17 protein-coding genes and 1 tRNA gene are annotated in these 18,013 nt (G+C 66.1%); 6 read left to right on the top strand and 12 right to left on the bottom strand.

Annotated elements, in window-relative coordinates:
* Nucleotides 1-44: 44 nt before the first annotated feature.
* The 3 genes from EPK82_RS21385 to moaB form a co-directional block, all read right to left on the bottom strand.
* Complete coding sequence (locus tag EPK82_RS21385) at nt 45-668, bottom strand: C40 family peptidase (RefSeq protein WP_134677945.1); 624 nt, start codon at nt 666-668, stop codon at nt 45-47.
* A 149-nt stretch (nt 669-817) separates the two neighbouring features.
* Complete coding sequence (locus EPK82_RS21380; RefSeq protein WP_134677944.1) at nt 818-2,032, bottom strand: molybdopterin molybdotransferase MoeA; 1,215 nt, start codon at nt 2,030-2,032, stop codon at nt 818-820.
* Entirely contained in the window at nt 2,029-2,568 is a 540-nt protein-coding gene (gene moaB / locus EPK82_RS21375) for a molybdenum cofactor biosynthesis protein B (protein WP_037053578.1), read from the bottom strand. The genes EPK82_RS21380 and moaB overlap by 4 nt, the downstream gene beginning before the upstream one ends.
* 66 nt (nt 2,569-2,634) lie before the next feature.
* Between moaB and mobA the strand changes: the two genes are divergently transcribed.
* From mobA to EPK82_RS21360, 3 genes are all read left to right on the top strand, one after another.
* A complete protein-coding gene (gene mobA / locus EPK82_RS21370) occupies nt 2,635-3,219 on the top strand; it encodes a molybdenum cofactor guanylyltransferase MobA (protein WP_134677943.1) in 585 nt (194 codons plus the stop codon).
* 91 nt (nt 3,220-3,310) lie between these two features.
* Nucleotides 3,311-3,532, top strand: a complete 222-nt coding sequence (locus EPK82_RS21365) for a YgdI/YgdR family lipoprotein (protein ID WP_037053581.1) — start codon at nt 3,311-3,313, stop codon at nt 3,530-3,532.
* A gap of 122 nt (nt 3,533-3,654) precedes the next feature.
* Nucleotides 3,655-3,731: transfer RNA gene (locus EPK82_RS21360), tRNA-Pro, on the top strand.
* 84 nt (nt 3,732-3,815) lie between these two features.
* Here EPK82_RS21360 and EPK82_RS21355 read toward each other — a convergent pair.
* Together EPK82_RS21355 and EPK82_RS21350 are read right to left on the bottom strand one after the other, a co-directional pair.
* Nucleotides 3,816-4,052: a glutaredoxin family protein gene (locus tag EPK82_RS21355; RefSeq protein ID WP_134677942.1), complete on the bottom strand. Its 237-nt coding sequence runs from the start codon at nt 4,050-4,052 to the stop codon at nt 3,816-3,818.
* Nucleotides 4,053-4,100: 48 nt separating this feature from the next.
* Nucleotides 4,101-5,243, bottom strand: a complete 1,143-nt coding sequence (locus tag EPK82_RS21350) for a DUF5610 domain-containing protein (RefSeq protein ID WP_134677941.1) — start codon at nt 5,241-5,243, stop codon at nt 4,101-4,103.
* A gap of 321 nt (nt 5,244-5,564) precedes the next feature.
* Between EPK82_RS21350 and EPK82_RS21345 the strand changes: the two genes are divergently transcribed.
* The gene (locus tag EPK82_RS21345; RefSeq protein WP_134677940.1) at nt 5,565-6,812 is read left to right on the top strand and encodes an OprD family porin; all 1,248 of its coding nucleotides are present in this window, start codon (nt 5,565-5,567) and stop codon (nt 6,810-6,812) included.
* 129 nt (nt 6,813-6,941) lie between these two features.
* A complete protein-coding gene (locus EPK82_RS21340; protein WP_037053586.1) occupies nt 6,942-7,214 on the top strand; it encodes a Rho-binding antiterminator in 273 nt (90 codons plus the stop codon).
* 32 nt (nt 7,215-7,246) lie between these two features.
* On the opposite strand, the gene EPK82_RS21335 is transcribed toward EPK82_RS21340, so the two are convergent.
* The 6 genes from EPK82_RS21335 to EPK82_RS21310 all read right to left on the bottom strand — a co-directional run bounded on the left by EPK82_RS21335 (nt 7,247) and on the right by EPK82_RS21310 (nt 14,562).
* The gene (locus EPK82_RS21335; protein WP_037053587.1) at nt 7,247-7,786 is read right to left on the bottom strand and encodes a DUF2058 domain-containing protein; all 540 of its coding nucleotides are present in this window, start codon (nt 7,784-7,786) and stop codon (nt 7,247-7,249) included.
* 126 nt (nt 7,787-7,912) lie between these two features.
* Nucleotides 7,913-8,743, bottom strand: a complete 831-nt coding sequence (gene mazG, locus EPK82_RS21330; RefSeq protein WP_134677939.1) for a nucleoside triphosphate pyrophosphohydrolase — start codon at nt 8,741-8,743, stop codon at nt 7,913-7,915.
* A gap of 93 nt (nt 8,744-8,836) precedes the next feature.
* Entirely contained in the window at nt 8,837-11,080 is a 2,244-nt protein-coding gene (gene relA, locus EPK82_RS21325; protein WP_037053592.1) for a GTP diphosphokinase, read from the bottom strand.
* A 133-nt stretch (nt 11,081-11,213) separates the two neighbouring features.
* Nucleotides 11,214-12,572 (bottom strand): 23S rRNA (uracil(1939)-C(5))-methyltransferase RlmD, encoded by a 1,359-nt coding sequence (gene rlmD, locus EPK82_RS21320; RefSeq protein WP_134677938.1) that lies wholly within the window; start codon nt 12,570-12,572, stop codon nt 11,214-11,216.
* Nucleotides 12,572-13,477, bottom strand: a complete 906-nt coding sequence (gene cysM, locus EPK82_RS21315) for a cysteine synthase CysM (RefSeq protein WP_037053597.1) — start codon at nt 13,475-13,477, stop codon at nt 12,572-12,574. The genes rlmD and cysM overlap by 1 nt, the downstream gene beginning before the upstream one ends.
* A gap of 122 nt (nt 13,478-13,599) precedes the next feature.
* Complete coding sequence (locus EPK82_RS21310) at nt 13,600-14,562, bottom strand: siderophore ABC transporter substrate-binding protein (RefSeq protein ID WP_134677937.1); 963 nt, start codon at nt 14,560-14,562, stop codon at nt 13,600-13,602.
* A gap of 467 nt (nt 14,563-15,029) precedes the next feature.
* On the opposite strand from EPK82_RS21310, the gene EPK82_RS21305 reads away from it, so the two are divergent.
* Nucleotides 15,030-17,114 carry a TonB-dependent receptor domain-containing protein gene (locus tag EPK82_RS21305; RefSeq protein WP_134677936.1) on the top strand — a complete coding sequence of 695 codons (2,085 nt, stop codon included), beginning with the start codon at nt 15,030-15,032 and terminating at the stop codon, nt 17,112-17,114.
* 129 nt (nt 17,115-17,243) lie between these two features.
* On the opposite strand, the gene EPK82_RS21300 is transcribed toward EPK82_RS21305, so the two are convergent.
* On the bottom strand, nt 17,244-18,013 hold a 770-nt coding region (locus EPK82_RS21300; RefSeq protein WP_134677935.1), incomplete at its 5' end, for a sensor histidine kinase.

Raw genomic sequence — 18,013 nt, 5'->3', positions numbered from 1 at the left:
CCGCCTCGGGCGTGGTGGCGCAACCCTGCGGTTACGCCGCCCCCTCAGGGATGGGCCTTGGTCGAGGCCTGCTCGTCTTCTGTCGAAGCCAGCGCCAGCACGCGCTTGGCCTCCATGTAGCTGCGCTTCCAGTAGCTGTCGTCCAGGCTGTCGATGCGCACGCCACCGCTACGGCTGCTGCTGGAGTGGATGAACTGGTCATCGCCCAGGTAGATGCCGGCATGGCTGACGCGACCACGCCCCCGGTTGTTGAACAGGATCAGGTCACCCGGCTCCAGGTCGGCACGCGCCACCTTGGGCGCATCCAGCTTGATCAGCTCACGGGTGGAGCGCGGCAGCTCCAGACCCACTTCTTCGCGGAACAGGTAGCCGACGAAACCGCTGCAATCGAAACCGGACTGCACCGAGGTGCCGCCGTAGCGATAGCGGGTGCCGATCAGCGAACGCCCGAGATCGAGCAGGCTGTCGGCCAACTGCGGCATTTCATAGGGTTTGTCATCGACCAGTGCGGCGACGTCATCCTCTGCCGGCTCGCTCTGCTGAGCCTGTACAGGGGCGACGGGCCGGGCCGAGGTTTCGCCGCTCTGCGGCTGCGGCGTATGGCCCGCACAGGCGGCGAGGAACAGGGTGAGTGCAACAGGCACGAGGGGTGCGAAGCGCTTCAGCATGGGCACGACCGTGTCGAGGGAATTCATATAAGTGCGCGACTATGCCCTCTATATGACCCATTTGCAAATTCTATCGTTGCAATTGTGACTCCGTAGTCTCACCACACCATCTAACGCGCCCAGCCAGGCAATGGTCGGGCGCGTGTCGCTCAGCCCAGAATCTCGCTCAGCGGGATGAAACGCAGCATGTCCCCTTCGGCGAGGGTGCTGCCCTCCATGACTTCCGCCAGGCCCTCGGCCCAGGCCGCACTGCGCAGCACGCCGGAACTCTGATTGGCGTAAGGCACCACCCGGCCGTGCTCCAACCGCGCCCGCAGGTACTCGCGGCGCATGCCCGGCTTGCTCCAGGTGAAGCCCGCCGGCAGCGGGAAACCCAGCGGCTCGACCCGCTGAACGCCAAGGCGGCGCAGCATGTAGGGGCGTGCGAGCAGGCCGAAGGTGACCAGCGTCGAGGCCGGATTGCCCGGCAGACCAATTACCGGCACGCCCTGGTAATGACCGAAGGTCAGCGGCTTGCCCGGCTTGATCGCCAGCTTCCACAGCGCCAGCGCGCCCGCCTCGCGCAGGGCCAGGCCGAGGAAGTCAGCCTCCCCGACGGAAACGCCACCGGTGGACAGGATCAGGTCGACCTCGCCCAGAGCACCCAGCGCCGCGCGGGTACGCGGCAGGTCGTCCGGCAGAATCCCGGCGTCAGTCACCGCACAGCCCAGGCGCTGCAACCAGGCGATCAACAGGCGTCGGTTGCTGTTGTAGATCTGCCCCGGCCCCAGTGCCTGGCCTGGCTCGACCAGCTCATCGCCGGTGGAGAGCACCGCCACGCGCAGGCGCCGGCGCACCGGCAGTTGCGCCACGCCAAGCGATGCCGCCAGCCCCAGTTCGACCGGGCCCAGGCGGGTACCTGCCGGCAGCACGCACTCGCCCCTGCGCGTCTCCTGGCCTTGCGCACGCACGTTCTGGCCGACCCTCAGCGTTTCGCGGAACACGGCCCGCCCGGTATCGTCCAGGTCGACGTTCTCCTGCATTTCCACCGTGTCGGCGCCCTGCGGCAGCGGCGCACCGGTGAAGATCCGCGCACAGCTGCCCGGCTGCAGCGGCGCGGGCGCCGATCCGGCCTGAATGCGTTGACTCACGGGCAGCGCCTGGCCATTCCAGTCGGCCAGACACAGGGCATAACCGTCCATGGCGCTGTTGGCCCAGGGCGGCAGATCCAGCGCCGCGATCAGCGGCTCGGCCAGCACGCGGCCATCCGCCTCGGCCAGCGCGACCGACTCGATCTGTTCCACGGGCGCCGCGTCGGCCAGCGCCAGAAGGCGCTCCAGTGCCGCCTCCATGGGCAGCAGGCCGGGCTTGTCGCAAGCACTCATCCGCGCGTCTCGCAGGCGCCGACCTCTTTCAGGTGCGGCACGAAGTTGCACGGACGATGACGCGCATCCAGCTGCTCGGCGAGGATGCCGTCCCACGCGGTACGACAGGCATTGGTCGAACCCGGCAGGCAACAGACCAGCGTACCGTTGGCCAGGCCGGCCAGCGCGCGCGACTGGATGGTGGAGGTGCCGATATCGGCCACGGATATCTGCCGGAACAGCTCGCCAAAACCATCGACCTGCTTGTCCAGCAGACAGGCGACGGCCTCGGGAGTACTGTCACGCCCAGTGAAACCGGTGCCGCCGGTGATCACCACGACCTGCACCTGATCCTCGGCGATCCAGGTCGCGACCTGGGCGCGGATGCGGTACAGATCGTCCTTGAGCAGGACGCGCGCCGCCAGCTGGTGCCCGGCAGCGCTCAGGCGATCGACCAGCAATTGCCCGGAGGTATCGGTATCCAGAGTGCGCGTGTCGCTGACGGTCAGTACGGCAATGTTCAGCGGCACGAAAACCGCGTCGGCCTTGTGGTTCATGGCAGGCATCCAATTGGTAGACAATGGGCGACGTTATATCACACCGCCCGCCCCGGAGACCGCCGCATGCCTACGCCCAATGCCCTTGCCAACTGTTCGGTGCTGTTGCTCTCCGGTGGTCGCGGGCAACGCATGGGCGGGCAGGACAAAGGCCTGCTGCACTGGCACGGCCGCCCGCTGATCGCCTGGCTGCATGAACTGGCCAGGCCGCTCAGCGACGACCTGATCATTTCCTGCAACCGCAACAACGAGCGCTATGCCCCCTACGCCGACCAGCTGGTGGCCGATCAGGGGCAGGATTTCCAGGGCCCCCTGGCGGGCATCCGCGCCGGCATGGCCGCCGCTCGCCATCCACAGATGCTGGTACTGCCCTGCGACGCCCCCCTCGTCGACGCAGCGCTGCTCGACGCCCTGCTCGCGCAGGCGGGCAGCCGGCCGGTGGTCGTCCGCCAGGGCGCGTACTGGCAACCGCTGTTCTGCCTGCTCCCCACTCACCTGCGGGACGACCTCGAGCGCGCCTGGCAGTCGGGTGAGCGCAGTCCCCAGCGCTGGTTCGGCAGGCTCGACCCCATTGCCGTCGACTGCCCGCTGGACGACCCACGCCTGGCCAACCTCAACACGCCGGAAATTCTTGCCGCCACCGCACGCTGACGCTGAAACCGACGCCCTCAGCGGAACTCATGCGGCCGTTTCACGTCAGAGCGAAGGTATGGCACCCCATTCGTACCCAAGGAGACAGACCATGACCAAACGGACCCTTCCCGCCCTGCTGCTGGTGATCGGTTTCGCGGCCCTCGCCGGTTGCGCTTCGCCGTCGGTGATCACCCTCAACGATGGCCGTGAGATCCAGACCGTGGACAAGCCGACATATGACGAAGAGTCGGGCTTCTACGAGTTCGAACAGCTCGATGGCAAGCGCGCCACGATCAACAAGGATCAGGTTCAGACGGTCAAGGAACTCTGAGGCGAGGCGCTACCGACGCGCACCTGGTGCCAAGCCTGAACGGATGATGGCCATGCCGGCCGGAAGTTTTTTCAGGCTAACCCCTTGTGCAGTAAAAGTTTTTCGGTAGAATACGCCTCATTCGGAGTGTAGCGCAGCTTGGTAGCGCGTCTCGTTCGGGACGAGAAGGTCGCAGGTTCGAATCCTGTCTCTCCGACCAAATCAAAAACCCGCCTGTCAAGGCGGGTTTTTTTATGCCTGGCATTCCTGCCAGCCGCAGATCGGCACGGCGGCCAGCGGGCCTTCAGCGCAGAAAGGCCACCACTTCCTCGGCATCGAACGGCCAGTTCAGCTCAGCGCCGGTATCGCAGCGGCGCAGCACCGGAATGCGCAGGCCGTAAGACTCGACCAGCCCTTCATGCTCGGCGATATCGATCAGCCCGACCAGCAGGCCGTTCTCGACGAACGGCATGAGCAGCGCCTCGGCCACCTCGCACAGATGGCAACCCAGGGTTCCGAAAAGTTGGCATTCAGGCTTCATGAGCGCACCTCACTGTCAGCAAGGTGCGCAGTCTAGCACCGCGCGGCATCAGCTCGCGTCGTCGCCACTCTCGCCAGCCTCGCCGGCGAGCAGCGACTGCAGGCCGTCGAGCAGGTTGCGGTTGAGACTGTCGGCCTTCTCCAGGCGCGGCAGGTCGAAGCGCTCGTCGAGCGAGAAGCCCCCCTTGAGCAGATCCTTGAGCATGCCACCGGCATCCTGAGCCAGGTCGCCAGCGCTGCGCAGTGCATCGAGCAGGCCCTGGGCGTAGTCCTGCAAGCCGCTGTTGACCGCACTGGCACCCTGCCCGCCCACGGCGCCGTAGGCATCGGTGGCCTGGCGCACGCTGGTCTGGGTCAGGCGCAACGACATCGATGCCAGCTGCTCGCCGTCCATGTCCAGCGCCATGGCGCGGTCGAAGGCTCCGGACAGATCACCGGCATAGAACTTGTCGGAGAGGTCCTGCACCTGGCTGAACAGCTTTTCCAGGGCCTTGATCTCGTCATCGTCCAGCTCACCTTCCACACTGACCTGCCAGCCGCCGATCTGCAGGCTGCCGGACTGACTGCTGGCCACCAGGCTGCTGGAACTGCCGTCGCTCGCCGCGGCGAAGCTGCTTTGCGACCAGCTGGCCGAAGCCTGCGCCACGGAGACGCGCAGGCGATCGCCATCGCGCGTGGTGATGGCCAGGTCGAAGGTTTCCGCCTGCGCGCTGAAACGCTCGCTGTATCCAGCGACCGCAACGCTGTCCGCAGTGCTCGGGGTTGCCGCGCCAAAGCGCTTGTCGAGATCGCCCAGGCCATCCTGGATACGCGAGTAGGTGTCATCGATGTCACTGGCCACCTGGCCACCCAGCACGCCCATGCCGTCGAGAATCTTGCGCGCATCGGCGAAACCCTTCTCGATACCTTCGCGCGCCTGCGCCAGCAGTTGCTCCAGCCGGGCCGGATCAGCCCCGGCCGCGGCCTCGCTCTGCAGGCGCTGCTCGACGAAGCCAAGCACGCGCCCCGCTACCTTCTCCGGCGTGTAGTCGTCACGCTTACCATTGAGCGCACCGGGCTGCAGCCCCAGCTTGTCGGCAAGACGGTTGGCCAGCGTCGCCTGTGCATCGGCGGCGTTGTTGCGCGCAGCGGCCGACTGGCTGGCATGCGCGGTGCGTGAAGCGGCGGAGTTGAAGGAGCTCAGAGGATTCATGGCCGGGTACCCAGGCAGGTGATCTGCCGAACTTAACGGCCGCGCAGCAGCAAGCTTTAGGGCTGATCGACCAACGGTTGGCGGTTTTTTCTCGCTGCCCGTGCACTCAGCGGCGCTTTCCCGATCGGCGGTCGAAGCGCGAAAGGCGCCCGTCACCACGCGCTAGAGCCTCGCAGCCCTGAAAGCCCCGGCAGGCCCCAGGCCCCGCCAGACTAAAGTCTTACAGTCGCCGAATAACCGAAGTGCTTTATTTCATGGCGCCGTAACGGGTCGGTCACAGAGTGGCCGCCCGCTAATAACAACAACGAGGAGACAACAATAATGAGCAAGACTCCCCTCGCCCGCGCCGTGGCCCTCGCCACGCTGGGCGCCAGCCTCACACTTCCCGGCCTGGCACAGGCCGACTTCATCGGTGACAGCAAGGCCACACTCGAACTGCGCAACTTCTACATGAACCGCGACCTGCGCGACACCACCGCCGCGCAGCAGTCCAAGCGCGAAGAATGGGCGCAAGGCTTCATTCTCAAGGCCGAATCAGGCTTTACCGAAGGCACCGTGGGTTTCGGTCTGGACGCTTATGCCGGCCTGGGCCTGAAGCTCGACTCCTCGGATGAACGTGCCGGCACCAACCTGCTGCCCAACGGTTTCGGCGATGAAGGCCCGGACGAATATTCCGAGGCGACCGGCGCGGTCAAGGTGCGCATCTCCAAGACCACCGGCAAGGTCGGCGGCCTGATGCCCAAGCTGCCGATCGTCTCCTCCGGCGACTCGCGCCTGCTGCCGCAGGTGTTCACCGGTGGCATGATCACCTCGCAGGAGCTCGCCGGGCTGACCCTCAACGGCGGCCAGCTGCGTGAAGTGAACTTCCGCAACTCCACCGACAGCCAGGACATCACCGCGAGCAACGTCGGCGGCAAGAGCGACCGCTACAACTTCGCCGGCGGCGACTACAAGTTCAACGGCGGCAATACCACCGTCGGCCTGTGGTACGGCGAGCTGGAAGACATCTACGACCAGAAGCTCTACAACCTGATCCACGTGCAGCCCATCGGCGACTGGAAGCTGGGCGCCAACCTGGCCTACTTCGATTCCCAGGACAACGGCCGCAAGCTTGGCGGCGACGTGGACAACGACCTGACCTCGGTCAACCTCTGGGCCGGCATCGGTGCGCACACCTTCCGCCTGGGCTACCAGAAGGTCGGCGGCGACAACGCCTTCCCCTTCCTCTCCGAGACCGATCCTTACATCGTCAACTACCTGCAGATCCTCGACTTCACCCGCAAGGACGAGAAATCCTGGCAGGCCCGCTATGACATCAACTTCGCCAGCTATGGCGTCCCGGGGCTGAGCGCGTTCGTCCGCTACGTGACCGGCGACGGCTTCGATGGCGTGGGTGGCGCGAGCGGCAAGGAATGGGAACGCGACGTGGACATCAGCTACATCATCCAGGAAGGTCCGCTGAAGAACCTGGGCGTGCGCTGGCGTAACGCGATGGTGCGCTCCAACGCGAGCATCGGCGACCTCGACGAGAACCGCCTGATCGTCAGCTACACCATTCCCCTGCTGTAACCACCCGGCACCGACGGAGCGCCGCGACCTGCTGCAGGTCGCGGCGTTTTTCATGGCGAAGAAGACGGCAGAGCGTGCCGCCCGGGCGGTTCCCGGCTAGGCTCAGCGCAGAGCACGAGGAGTGACGCGATGGACGACTACCAACCGCTGGCCTGCGACCTCTACGACTACTTGGAAATCGCCTGCCTGCATGGCTATCAGCTGGACGTGGAGCTGGTCGACGGCACGCGCCTGCAAGGCCGTGCGCTGACCACGGAAACCGCGGCGAGCAAGGAAGAGTTCCTGCTCCTGCGCACGGCCGACGGCGAACAGCGCCTGCGCATGGATCGCCTGCTGGCGATCACACCGCAGGACGCAGGCGCCAGCTTCGGCCGTGTGCTGCTGGGCGGCAAGCGCTGCTGAGCGCTACGCGCCCGACGCCCCACGCCGAAGCATCACCACATCAGGTCGTCAGGAATCTGGTAGGCCGCGTAGGGATCGTCGGCATCCGGCTCTTCGACATGGGTATTGAGCAAGACGATGCGCGAGGCATCGCGCTCCTGGATCTTCAGCGCCGCCTCGCGCGGGATGACTTCATAACCGCCGCCGTGGCGCACGATGGCCAGCCAGCCGTTGGACAGCTTGTTGCGCACCATGTTGTTGACCGGCAGGCGCTTGACCTTCTTGTCGTCGACGAAGTTGTAGTAGTCCTCGCCATCGAGCTTGGGCAGGCGCGAGCGCTCGATCAGTTGCTTGACCTGCGCCACGCGGGCCTTCTGCTCGGCCTTCTCCTGCTGCTGACGATTCAGCTCCTGGTCGCGTGCCGCCTTCTCCGCCTGCGCCTGCAGGGCCGCCTGGCGGGTGCTGTCATCCAGTTCGGCCTGCCCCTTGTGCGCCAGACGTTTCTGCTTCTGCTGCTGCTTGCCAACCTGCTTGGCCTGTTTTTCATTGACCAGCCCGGCTTTGAGCAGCTGGTCGCGCAGGGAAAGACCCATGACTAAAGATCCCGAACATGATGTTGTTGCAGCGGCGCGCGGCACCGCCATTTCGAAGCGCCCAGCATAATGGCTAACCGGCCCTGGCTCCAGCCGCACGGGCCGGATGCATGCCGGGATACCCGATCAGCAACCGGGCGCCAGCTTCTCCAGCCTCTTCGCTTCGCCCCAGAGCGCGTCCAGCTCCTCCAGCGAGCAGCCATCCAGACGCCGTCCGGCTTCGCGCACGCTCTGCTCGATGAAGCGGAAGCGCCGCTCGAACTTGCCGTTGGCGGCGCGCAGCGCAGCCTCGGGATCGACCTTGAGGTGACGCGCCAGGTTGGTGACGACGAAAAGCAGATCGCCGATTTCCTCGGCCACCGCCTCGGCATCGTTCTCGCTCATGGCCTCCAGCACTTCGTCCAGCTCCTCGCGCACCTTGTCCACCACCGGCAGGGCCTCGGGCCAGTCGAAGCCGACCTGCGCCGCACGCTTCTGCAGCTTGGCCGCGCGGCTCAGCGCCGGCAACGCGGTCGGCACGTCATCGAGCAGGGACAGCTGCTCGGGCACGGCGGCCTTCTCGGCGCGCTCCTCGGCCTTGAGCTCCTCCCAGCGCTGCTTGACCGCCGCCTCCTGCAGCCTGGCTGCATCCGGCGCGCCATACAGGTCGCCGTCGGGAAACACGTGCGGGTGCCGGCGGATCAGCTTGGCGGTGATGCCATCGACCACCCTGGCGAAGTCGAAACGCCCCTCCTCCTGCGCCAGCTGGCTGTAGTAGACCACCTGGAACAACAGGTCGCCGAGTTCACCCGGCAGATGCGCGAAGTCGCCGCGCTCGATGGCATCGGCGACCTCGTAGGCCTCTTCCAGGGTGTAGGGCACGATGCTCGCGTAGCTCTGCTTGAGGTCCCAGGGGCAGCCGTACTGTGGGTCACGCAGGCGCGCCATGAGGTGCAGCAGGTCGTCGAGTTGGTACATGGAAACTCCTGGGCGGCAAGCTGAAAGCTTCAAGCCACAAGAGAAAGCGGCGGACCACCTTTCACCTGCGGCTTGTTGCTCGAGGCCTGCCGCTCAATTGGCGCGATGACGGCGCGCCTCGATAATGTTGGGCAACTGGCCGATACGCGCCAGCAGGCGGCCGAGCGCATCCAGGCCGGGGATCTCCACGGTGATCGACATGGAGGCGGTGTTGTCCTCCTTGTTCGAACGGGTGTTGACCGCCAGCACGTTGAGCTTCTCGTTGAGCAGCACCTGGGTCACGTCACGCAGCAGACCGGAGCGGTCGTAGGCCTTGATGACGATCTCCACCGGGTAGGTCTGCACCGGCACCGGGCCCCAGCTCACCTGGATCATCCGTTCCGGCTCGCGCCCGGCCTGTTGCAGCGCCGTCGGGCAGTCCTGGCGGTGAATGGTGACGCCGCGCCCCAGGGTGATGTAGCCGACGATGGGATCGCCCGGCAGTGGCTGGCAGCAACCGGCCATCTGCGTCAGCAGGTTGCCGACCCCCTGGATCTGGATATCGCCACGCTTGCCCGGCTTGAAGCCCTGGGCCTTGCGCGGGATCAGCTCGAGCTGCTCGCTGCTGCGCTCCGGCTCGACCAGCTGCTGGGCCAGGTTGACCGCATGGGCCAGGCGCACATCGCCTGCGCCCATGGCCGCGAACAGGTCCTCGGCGGTCTTCAGGTTGGCCTTTTCCGCCAGCTTGTCGAAGTCCACGCCGAGCAGCGCCAGGCGTGCCAGCTCGCGTTCGAGCAGTTGCTTGCCGGCGGCGACGTTCTGGTCGCGGTCCTGCAGCTTGAACCAGTGCACGATCTTCGCCCGCGCCCGGCTGGTGGTGACGTAGCCCAGGTTGGGGTTGAGCCAGTCGCGGCTCGGCGAGCCCTGCTTGCTGGTGATGATCTCCACCTGCTCGCCGGTCTGCAGGCTGTAGGTCAGCGGCACGATGCGCCCGTTGATCTTGGCGCCACGGCAGTTGTGGCCGATCTCGGTGTGCACGCGGTAGGCGAAATCCAGTGGCGTGGCGCCCTTGGGCAGGTCGATGGCATGGCCGTCGGGCGTGAACACGTAGACCCGGTCCGGCTCGATGTCGACGCGCAGCTGCTCGGCCAGGCCGCCGATGTCGCCCAGTTCCTCATGCCACTCGATGACCTGACGCAGCCAGGAAATCTTCTCTTCGTAGTGGTTGGAGCCGGACTTGACGTCGGTGCCCTTGTAGCGCCAGTGCGCGCAGACGCCCAGCTCGGCTTCCTCGTGCATGGCGTGGGTGCGGATCTGCACCTCCAGCACCTTGCCTTCCGGGCCGAGCACGGCGGTATGCAGCGAGCGGTAGCCGTTCTCCTTGGGGTTGGCGATGTAGTCGTCGAACTCCTTGGGAATATGCCGCCACAGGGTGTGCACGATACCCAGCGTGGTGTAGCAGTCACGCACCTCCGGCACCAGCACGCGCACCGCACGCACGTCGTAGATCTGGCTGAACTGCAGGCCCTTGCGCTGCATCTTGCGCCAGATCGAATAGATATGCTTCGCCCGGCCGCTGATGTCGGCCTTGATGCCGGTGGCTTCCAGCTCCTGGCGCAGGTGATCCATGGCGTCGTTGATGTACTGCTCGCGATCCAGACGACGCTCGTGCAGCAGCTTGGCGATCTGCTTGTACTGCTCGGGCTCCAGGTAACGGAAGGACAGGTCCTCCAGCTCCCACTTGATATGGCCGATGCCGAGGCGGTGGGCCAGCGGCGCATAGATGTCGAACACCTCGCGCGCCACCCGCTGGCGCTTCTCCTCGTCGGCTTCCTTGACCGCGCGAATCGCACAGGTGCGCTCGGCCAGCTTGATCAGTGCCACGCGCACGTCGTCGACCATGGCCACGAGCATCTTGCGCAGGTTCTCCACCTGCGTCTGCGAGCCGACCACCACCGATTCGCGCGGGTTGATACTGGCGCTGATCGCCGCCATGCGCAGCACGCCTTCGATCAGCTTGGCCACCACCGGGCCGAAGCGCTGGTGCACCGCGGCCAGGGTGATCTTGCCCTCGCGTACGCCGCGATAGATGATCGCGGCGACCAGGGAATCCTGATCGAGCTTGAGATCGGCGAGGATTTCCGCGATGTCGAGGCCGGCACGGAAGGTCGAGCCGCCTTCGCTCCAGTGATGCGGGGTGGTGTTGGCCTGCTGCTCCAGATCGCGGGCGAACTCGCAGGCCTCGTGCAGTGCCTGACGATCCAGCGCCGGGTCGACGCTGGTGACATGATCCAACCAGGCCTCGAGATTGATGCTGCCGTCATCGTTGACTGGCTGATGCGCTCTCACCTGAACCATCGTCTTACCTTCCCTACGGTGCGCATACGCCGCACCGAGCAGTCGCCGGCCTTCTCTGAGCCGGTCGGATTAACTGAAAGAACGTGCATCCTGCACATCCCTGCGACACCGAACGTGCCGCCTTGTCCCGAACCTAAGGCTCGGCTATCTCGAATAACGCCATCGCCTCGACATGCGCGGTCTGCGCGAACATGTCGAGAATCCCGGCACGTCGCAGGCGGTATCCCTGCCGGACCAGTTCGGCGGCATCGCGCGCCAGGGTGGTCGGGTTGCAGGATACATAGACCAGGCGCCGGGCGCCCAGCTCGCGCATGCCGCGCACGACCTGCAGCGCACCGTCGCGCGGCGGGTCGAGCAGCACCGCGGAGAAACCGCCGCGCGCCCAGGCCTCGTCGGCCAGCGGCTTGGACAGGTCGGCACGGAAAAAGTGCGCATTGCCCAGGCCATTGTTCGCGGCGTTGGCGGCGGCTCGCGCCACCATCGCCTCGACCCCTTCCACGGCCACCACCTCGGCAGCCTGACGCGCCAGCGGCAGGGCGAAATTGCCCAGCCCGCAGAACAGATCCAGCACGCGTTCATCCGTCTGCACTGCCAACCAGTCTAGCGCCTGCGCGACCATCGCCTCGTTGACCGGACCGTTGACCTGCACGAAATCCCCGGGGCGATAGGCCAGTCGCAGCTGCCAGCGCGGCAGCTCGAAGCCCAGTTCGGCGGCCGCGTCGTCCGCCTGTGGCTGCCCGTCGCCCTGCAACCAGAGCTGCGCGGCATGCTCGTGACAGAAGCGGCGCAGACGGGCCAGATCGGCATCGGTCAGCGCTGCGGTATGCCGCAGCAGGACGGCTTCGGCGGTGCCACTGAACAGCTCGACGTGACCGACTGCCTGGGGTTTCTCCAGGCTGTGCAGCAGCGCCGGCAATGCCTGGAAAATGGGTTGCAAGGGCTGTACCAGTACCGGGCAGTCATCGATGGCGACGATCTCCTGGCTGGCCTCGGCGCGGAACCCGACCTGCAGCTGACGCGCCTTGGCATCCCAGCGCACGGCAACGCGTGCCCGACGCCGGTAGCCCAGCTCGGGGCCGACCAGCGGCGCCGCCCACTCCTCCGGCTGCACGCCACCCAGGCGCGACAACTGCTCGGCCAGCGTGCGCTGTTTCAGGGCAAGCTGCTCGGCATGAGGCAGGTGCTGCAGGTTGCAGCCGCCGCAGCGCTCGGCATGCGCACAGGGCGCGACCCGTCGTTCGCTGCTGGCGGCGATGATGCGTTCGGCACGGGCCTCGACGGTCTGGCTGCGCGCGCTCAGCACCCGCGCCTCGACCTCTTCGCCAGCCAGGGCACCGCTGACGAACCAGGTGCGCCCGGCCTCGAAGGCGATGCCGCGACCGTCACCCGCCAGCCGCTCGATGGTGAGTTTCTGCTTCTTGCCGACCGGTACCTGCGTCGCCCGACTGCCGCCGCTGGGCTGGAAGCGCAGGTTGGAGCTGCGTCTGGCCATCAGTTCGTCGGTTCTTCGTAAACGCCAGTGGACAGGTAGCGGTCGCCGCGGTCGCAGATGATCGCCACCAGCACGGCGTTCTCCACCTGCTGCGACAGGCGCAGCATGCCGGCCACCGAACCGCCGGAGGAAACGCCGCAGAAGATGCCTTCTTCACGCGCCAGACGCCGCATCACGTGCTCGGCCTCGGCCTGGCCCATGTCCATCACCTGATCGACACGCTCGGCCTGGTAGATCTTCGGCAGGTATTCCTGCGGCCAGCGACGGATGCCGGGAATGGCCGAGCCTTCCTGCGGTTGCAGGCCGACGATCTGGATCGCCGGGTTCTGCTCCTTGAGGTAGCGCGAGGTCCCCATGATGGTGCCGGTGGTGCCCATCGAGCTGATGAAGTGGGTGATGGTTCCGCCGGTCTGGCGCCAGATTTCCGGGCCGGTGCCGCTGTAGTGCGCCTCGGGGTTGTCGCCGTTGGCGAACTGGTCGAGCACCTTGCCACGGCCTTCGGCCTGCAGTTTCTCCGCCAGGTCACGCGCGCCCTCCATGCCCTCCTCCTTGCTGACCAGAATCAGCTCGGCGCCGTAGGCGGTCATCGCCCATTTGCGCTCGGCGGTGGAGTTGTCGGGCATGATCAGGATCATCTTGTAACCCTTGATCGCCGCCGCCATCGCCAGGGCGATGCCGGTGTTGCCGCTGGTGGCTTCGATCAGGGTGTCGCCTGGCTGGATGTCGCCACGCAGCTCGGCACGGTTGATCATCGACAGCGCCGGACGATCCTTGACCGACCCGGCCGGGTTGTTGCCTTCCAGCTTGACCAGCAGGGTGTTGCTGGTCTCACCAGCCAGGCGTTGCAGGCGCACCAGAGGCGTATTGCCGATGCAGTCGGCGATGGTGGGGAATTGCAGGCTCATGGGGTGTGCGAATCCAGACTGACGCAAAGGGGCGTCATGATACGCCGAACCCGTGGCTTCATCACGCCATGATCCATGTCAGGGCGTGATGAAGCCGATGCCCGCAGCGGCAGGCGCTGGCTTCACGGCGCCGCCGCGAAATCCTCCAGGGTCTTCATCAGTCCCTGATAACCCCCCGTGGCGATGTACCAGGTGGCCGGATCGAGATAGAACACCCGGCCCTGGGTCCAGGCCGTGCTGGCGGCGACAGCCGGGTGCGCGGCGAGCGTCTGCGCCGCCTTGCCTTCGCCACCGGTCGCGGCACCGCGATCCAGGATCACCAGCCAGTCCGGCTCGGCCTGCAGGGCGGCAGCCAGGCGCGCCTTGTGCCGTTCGCGCAGCTGCATGGCCTCTGGCGAACCGGGCGCCGGGCGGCCCTGCGGCAGGGATGCCGGGTCGACCGGCGGGGCAACGGACGTCGTGCCCAGCACCTCGGCGAGCATGCCGAAACGCTCGCCTGGCGCATGCACCATCAGCGCATCGTTGACGGTGAACAGCGTCAGCGTAGCGAGCCCCTGGCTCTTCTCGTGCGTCGCCGCCAGCGCCTGTTGCAGCTCGGCATCCAGCCGGGCAGCCCGCGCCTGGCGGTCGAAGATGTCGCCCAGCAGCCGCAGGTTCTGCCGCACCCCGGCGACGAAGGCATCCGGCGCGATGCTCAGGTCGAGGGTCGGCGCCAGCTGCGCGAGTTTCGCGTAAGCGCCACTGGAACGCCCGGCAATGATGATCAGGTCCGGGCGGAGGGCTTCCAGCGCGGCATAGTCCGGCTCGAACAGGGTGCCGACATTGACCACCTCACGCCCCGCGTAGGTGTCTTTCAGGTACTCGGGGCCGGCCATCTGCGGCACCCCGGCCGCCGACACGCCGAGTGCATCCAGCGTATCCAGGGTGGCCAGGTCGAACACGGCAATCCGTTTGGGAGCCTCGTTCAGCGTCAGGCCACCCTGCGCATGATTGACCGTCAGTGGATAGGCGCCATGGGCAGACGCCAGGGCCAGCAGGGCGAACGCGGCGACCAGGTGGGTCACGGCGGAGCGAAGCGACGACATCTCACTCTCCTCGTTGCAATGGACAGGTAGCGGGCGCGTACGCCGCATGCGGGCGTCGCCTCGGCTACATGCGCCCCGCCCAGGCGCCGTCGAGGGTACAGCAGCGATTGCGCAATTGATATTGAGCCGCATTCGGATTTACACCTCGCCGGAACCAGGCCCACGGGCCCTCTGCCGTGCAGGGCTGCCGGGGTGCGCGGAATTTACAAAGTGCAAATGTATAGTTTGTAAATCACATTTACTCGCAGATGAGTATTCATATCATTTGCGACCTGTCCGCAGCTTACCGGCAGATTGCCAGCGGCAAGACCTGCCCGGACATGGGCGCCCCAAGCAGCACTCGCCCGTATCGCGTCACGCCTCCGAACAGCCGCCGGGACGATCTGCCCTGCGCCGCCGGAGACGCGCCGTCGCTCTGCAAGCACGCCGACACCCGGGCCATCCTGATTTCCGTAGGAGCTATTCGCATGTCACGCACGCGCCACCCGTTCACTGCTCGTTGCAACCCACAGTTCCAGAAAACCCTGCTGGCCGTCGCACTGACCTCGGTCGCCTCCACGACCGCCGCCGCGCAGGCATCCGATCAGGTGAAGCTCAATGACGTGGTCGTGACCGCCTCGGGCTTCGAGCAGAGCATCAAGGATGCGCCGGCCAGCATCAGCGTGATCTCGGCCGAAGAGCTGAAAAAGCGCTCCTATACCGATGTCACCGATGCGCTGAAGAATGTCGCCGGCGTGCAGATCGCCGGGGGTGGCGTCGAGCGCTCGGTCATGATCCGCGGCATGACGGCCGGCTACACCCTGTTCCTGATCGATGGCCGTCCGGTGCAGGGCAACGACGCCTTCGGCCTGAACGGCACCCAGGCGGGCACGCCGATCAACTTCCTGCCGCCGATCGAGGCCATCGAGCGTATCGAGGTCATCCGCGGCCCGGCATCCTCGCTCTATGGCTCCGACGCCATGGGCGGCGTGGTCAACATCATCACCAAGCGGATCCACAACGAGTTCGGTGGCAGCATCACCGCCGAATACTCGATGGCCGACAGCAAGAACGACGTCAACGAGGATGGCTACCAGACCAGCGCCTACCTGAATGCGCCGCTGATCCGCGATGTGCTGTCCCTGCAGCTCAATGGCTCGTTCCTGCACCAGGATGAGAGCCACCTCATCGGGGAGGACGACAGCGGCGCCACCGACCCGCGCTACAGACGCAGCAACGCTGGCGGCAAGCTGGGCTGGAACATCGACGAACAGAACCTCGTCACCTTCAACTACAACGAGGGCCGCCAACGGCGCTGGGCCAACCCCGGCAAGAGCCTGCCGCAGGCGGACGACGCCACCTTCACCGACTCGATCCAGCGCACGTACGCGATCACCCACGAAGGCCGCTACGGCAACCTGCTGAGCGACAGCTACATCAATTACGACCACTCCGAGAACCTCAGCCGCCTGAACGCCACGACCGGTGAAGGCATCGAGTACAGCGTGCTGACGGCCAATACGCAGGCGACCTACTTCGCCGGCTCGCACGCCCTCACCGCGGGCCTGACGCACAAGTACGAGAAGCTCGAGGACGGCGCCAGCAGCGGGCTGCGCGAGCCGGTGGTGGCGGACGCCAACGCGGTGGTGGAGATGGATCGCTACCAGAACTCCCTGTTCCTGGAGGACAACTGGAGCCTGACCGATGCCCTGACCCTGACCCTGAGCGGTCGTTTCGATGACAACCAGGCCTATGGCAGCGAGTTCAGCCCGAAGGTCTACGCGGTCTATCGCCTGAATGACAACTTCACCCTCAAGGGCGGCGTGACCACCGGCTACAAGGCGCCGGCCCTGCGCCAGAGCGCCACCGACTACGGCGCCACCTCGAGGGGCGGGGTGATCATCGGCAACCCCGATCTGATCCCGGAAACCAGCGTCAACCGCGAACTGGGGATCGGCTACGAGAACTTCGACCTGGGCCTCAGCAGCACCCTGACCGTCTACCAGATCGACTACGAGGACAAGATCAACCGCACCGGCCGCATCTGCGCCCAGAACGTCGCCTGTACCTACAACGGCACCACTTACCCCGCCCACCAGTACGGTTATACCGCCTACGAGAACGTCGACGAGGCCGAACTGAGAGGCGTCGAGTTCACCCTCGACTACCAGATTCTCGACAACCTCACCTACCGCCACAGCTACACCTACACCAGCACCGAGCAGAAGTCCGGGCAGTACAAGGGAGAGCCGCTCAACGACGTGGCCAAGCACATGTTCAATGCCTCGCTGGACTGGCAGGCGAGCGAGAAACTGAACCTGTGGACCCAGATCAACTACCGTGGCGAGACCTCCGGTCGCTGGCAGACCGGCACCAGCGGCTCCAGCAGCAACGGCGTGACCTACCCCGCCTACACCTTCGCCGACGTCGGCCTGGTGTACAAACCCAGCCGCGACCTGAGCCTCAAGTTCGGTATCTACAACGTCACCAACAAAGAGGTCACCACCGATGAGGACTTCGCCTACAACCTCGATGGCCGACGCTACGTGTTCGGCCTGACGCAGAACTTCTGAGGCGACGGGACCCGCCCTGCACGCAGGGCGGACGTCCATGCACAGACGCATCGTCAAGCCGTCACCGGGTTCGCGTGGCGGTCGCCGTATTCAGGTCGATAACCGGCTGGCGCAGCCCAGTCAGGTGAGTCAACCGAGCGCCGAATTCGCCCGGGCCGCCACTGGCGCCTGCTGCTGAGGTGCGGACTCGCCAGGGTCCGCCGGCAAACGCAGATGGATGCGCAACCCCGCTTCCGGGCTCTTTGCCCACAACTGGCCGCCCTGCAGTTGCACCATGCTGCGCGCGATGGCCAGACCGAGGCCGTAGCCATCGCCACCTGGGCGCGCCGCGTTGAGGCGGGTGAAGGGACGAAAGATCGCTTCCAGCGCCTGTTGCGGCACGCCTGGCCCCTGGTCCTCGACGCACAGCCACCAATGATCCCCTTCGCGCCGGCCGCTCAGGCGTACCACCCCACCCTCGGGGGAGTGGCGAATCGCGTTGCGCAACACGTTCTCCAGCGCCTGCGCCAGGCCGTTGAGGTGCCCGCGCACGACGCAGTCGGCTGGCAGATCGCAGGGCAAGCGCTGGATGTCCCAGCCCGACTCGAAGCCGGCATTCTCGCGCAGCACTTCCCAGAGCCGGCCGATATCGATCGGCTCCAGCGGCAGGCTGGGCCGTTCGGTATCCAGCCAGACCAGCTCGAGGGTGTCGCCGATCAGCTTCTCCATGCCGTCGACCTCACGCTCCAGGCGCTGGCGCAGGGCGACGATATCCTGCTCGTGCTCGCCGGCGACACGCAGCCGGCTCAGCGGCGTGCGCAGCTCGTGCGACAGGTCACGCAGCAGCTGACGCTGAAAGGTCAGCGTATTCTGCAGGCGCCCGGCCATGTGATCGAAGGTCCGCGCCAGCTCTCCCAGCT

It is taken from the genome of Ectopseudomonas khazarica (assembly GCF_004521985.1).
Lineage (GTDB): Bacteria > Pseudomonadota > Gammaproteobacteria > Pseudomonadales > Pseudomonadaceae > Aquipseudomonas > Aquipseudomonas khazarica.
The sequence above is the reverse complement of the archived record's forward strand: the minus strand, read 5'-3'. Positions and strand labels throughout refer to the sequence as shown.

Excerpts from the sequence above, each read along its gene's own strand:
- EPK82_RS21385 (WP_134677945.1), bottom strand. The coding sequence starts at position 668 with ATGCTGAAGCGCTTCGCACCCCTCGTGCCTGTTGCACTCACCCTGTTC.
- EPK82_RS21380 (WP_134677944.1), bottom strand. The coding sequence starts at position 2,032 with ATGAGTGCTTGCGACAAGCCCGGCCTGCTGCCCATGGAGGCGGCACTG.
- moaB (WP_037053578.1), bottom strand. The coding sequence starts at position 2,568 with ATGAACCACAAGGCCGACGCGGTTTTCGTGCCGCTGAACATTGCCGTA.
- mobA (WP_134677943.1), top strand. The coding sequence starts at position 2,635 with ATGCCTACGCCCAATGCCCTTGCCAACTGTTCGGTGCTGTTGCTCTCC.
- EPK82_RS21365 (WP_037053581.1), top strand. The coding sequence starts at position 3,311 with ATGACCAAACGGACCCTTCCCGCCCTGCTGCTGGTGATCGGTTTCGCG.
- EPK82_RS21355 (WP_134677942.1), bottom strand. The coding sequence starts at position 4,052 with ATGAAGCCTGAATGCCAACTTTTCGGAACCCTGGGTTGCCATCTGTGC.
- EPK82_RS21350 (WP_134677941.1), bottom strand. The coding sequence starts at position 5,243 with ATGAATCCTCTGAGCTCCTTCAACTCCGCCGCTTCACGCACCGCGCAT.
- EPK82_RS21345 (WP_134677940.1), top strand. The coding sequence starts at position 5,565 with ATGAGCAAGACTCCCCTCGCCCGCGCCGTGGCCCTCGCCACGCTGGGC.
- EPK82_RS21340 (WP_037053586.1), top strand. The coding sequence starts at position 6,942 with ATGGACGACTACCAACCGCTGGCCTGCGACCTCTACGACTACTTGGAA.
- EPK82_RS21335 (WP_037053587.1), bottom strand. The coding sequence starts at position 7,786 with ATGGGTCTTTCCCTGCGCGACCAGCTGCTCAAAGCCGGGCTGGTCAAT.
- mazG (WP_134677939.1), bottom strand. The coding sequence starts at position 8,743 with ATGTACCAACTCGACGACCTGCTGCACCTCATGGCGCGCCTGCGTGAC.
- relA (WP_037053592.1), bottom strand. The coding sequence starts at position 11,080 with ATGGTTCAGGTGAGAGCGCATCAGCCAGTCAACGATGACGGCAGCATC.
- rlmD (WP_134677938.1), bottom strand. The coding sequence starts at position 12,572 with ATGGCCAGACGCAGCTCCAACCTGCGCTTCCAGCCCAGCGGCGGCAGT.
- cysM (WP_037053597.1), bottom strand. The coding sequence starts at position 13,477 with ATGAGCCTGCAATTCCCCACCATCGCCGACTGCATCGGCAATACGCCT.
- EPK82_RS21310 (WP_134677937.1), bottom strand. The coding sequence starts at position 14,562 with ATGTCGTCGCTTCGCTCCGCCGTGACCCACCTGGTCGCCGCGTTCGCC.
- EPK82_RS21305 (WP_134677936.1), top strand. The coding sequence starts at position 15,030 with ATGTCACGCACGCGCCACCCGTTCACTGCTCGTTGCAACCCACAGTTC.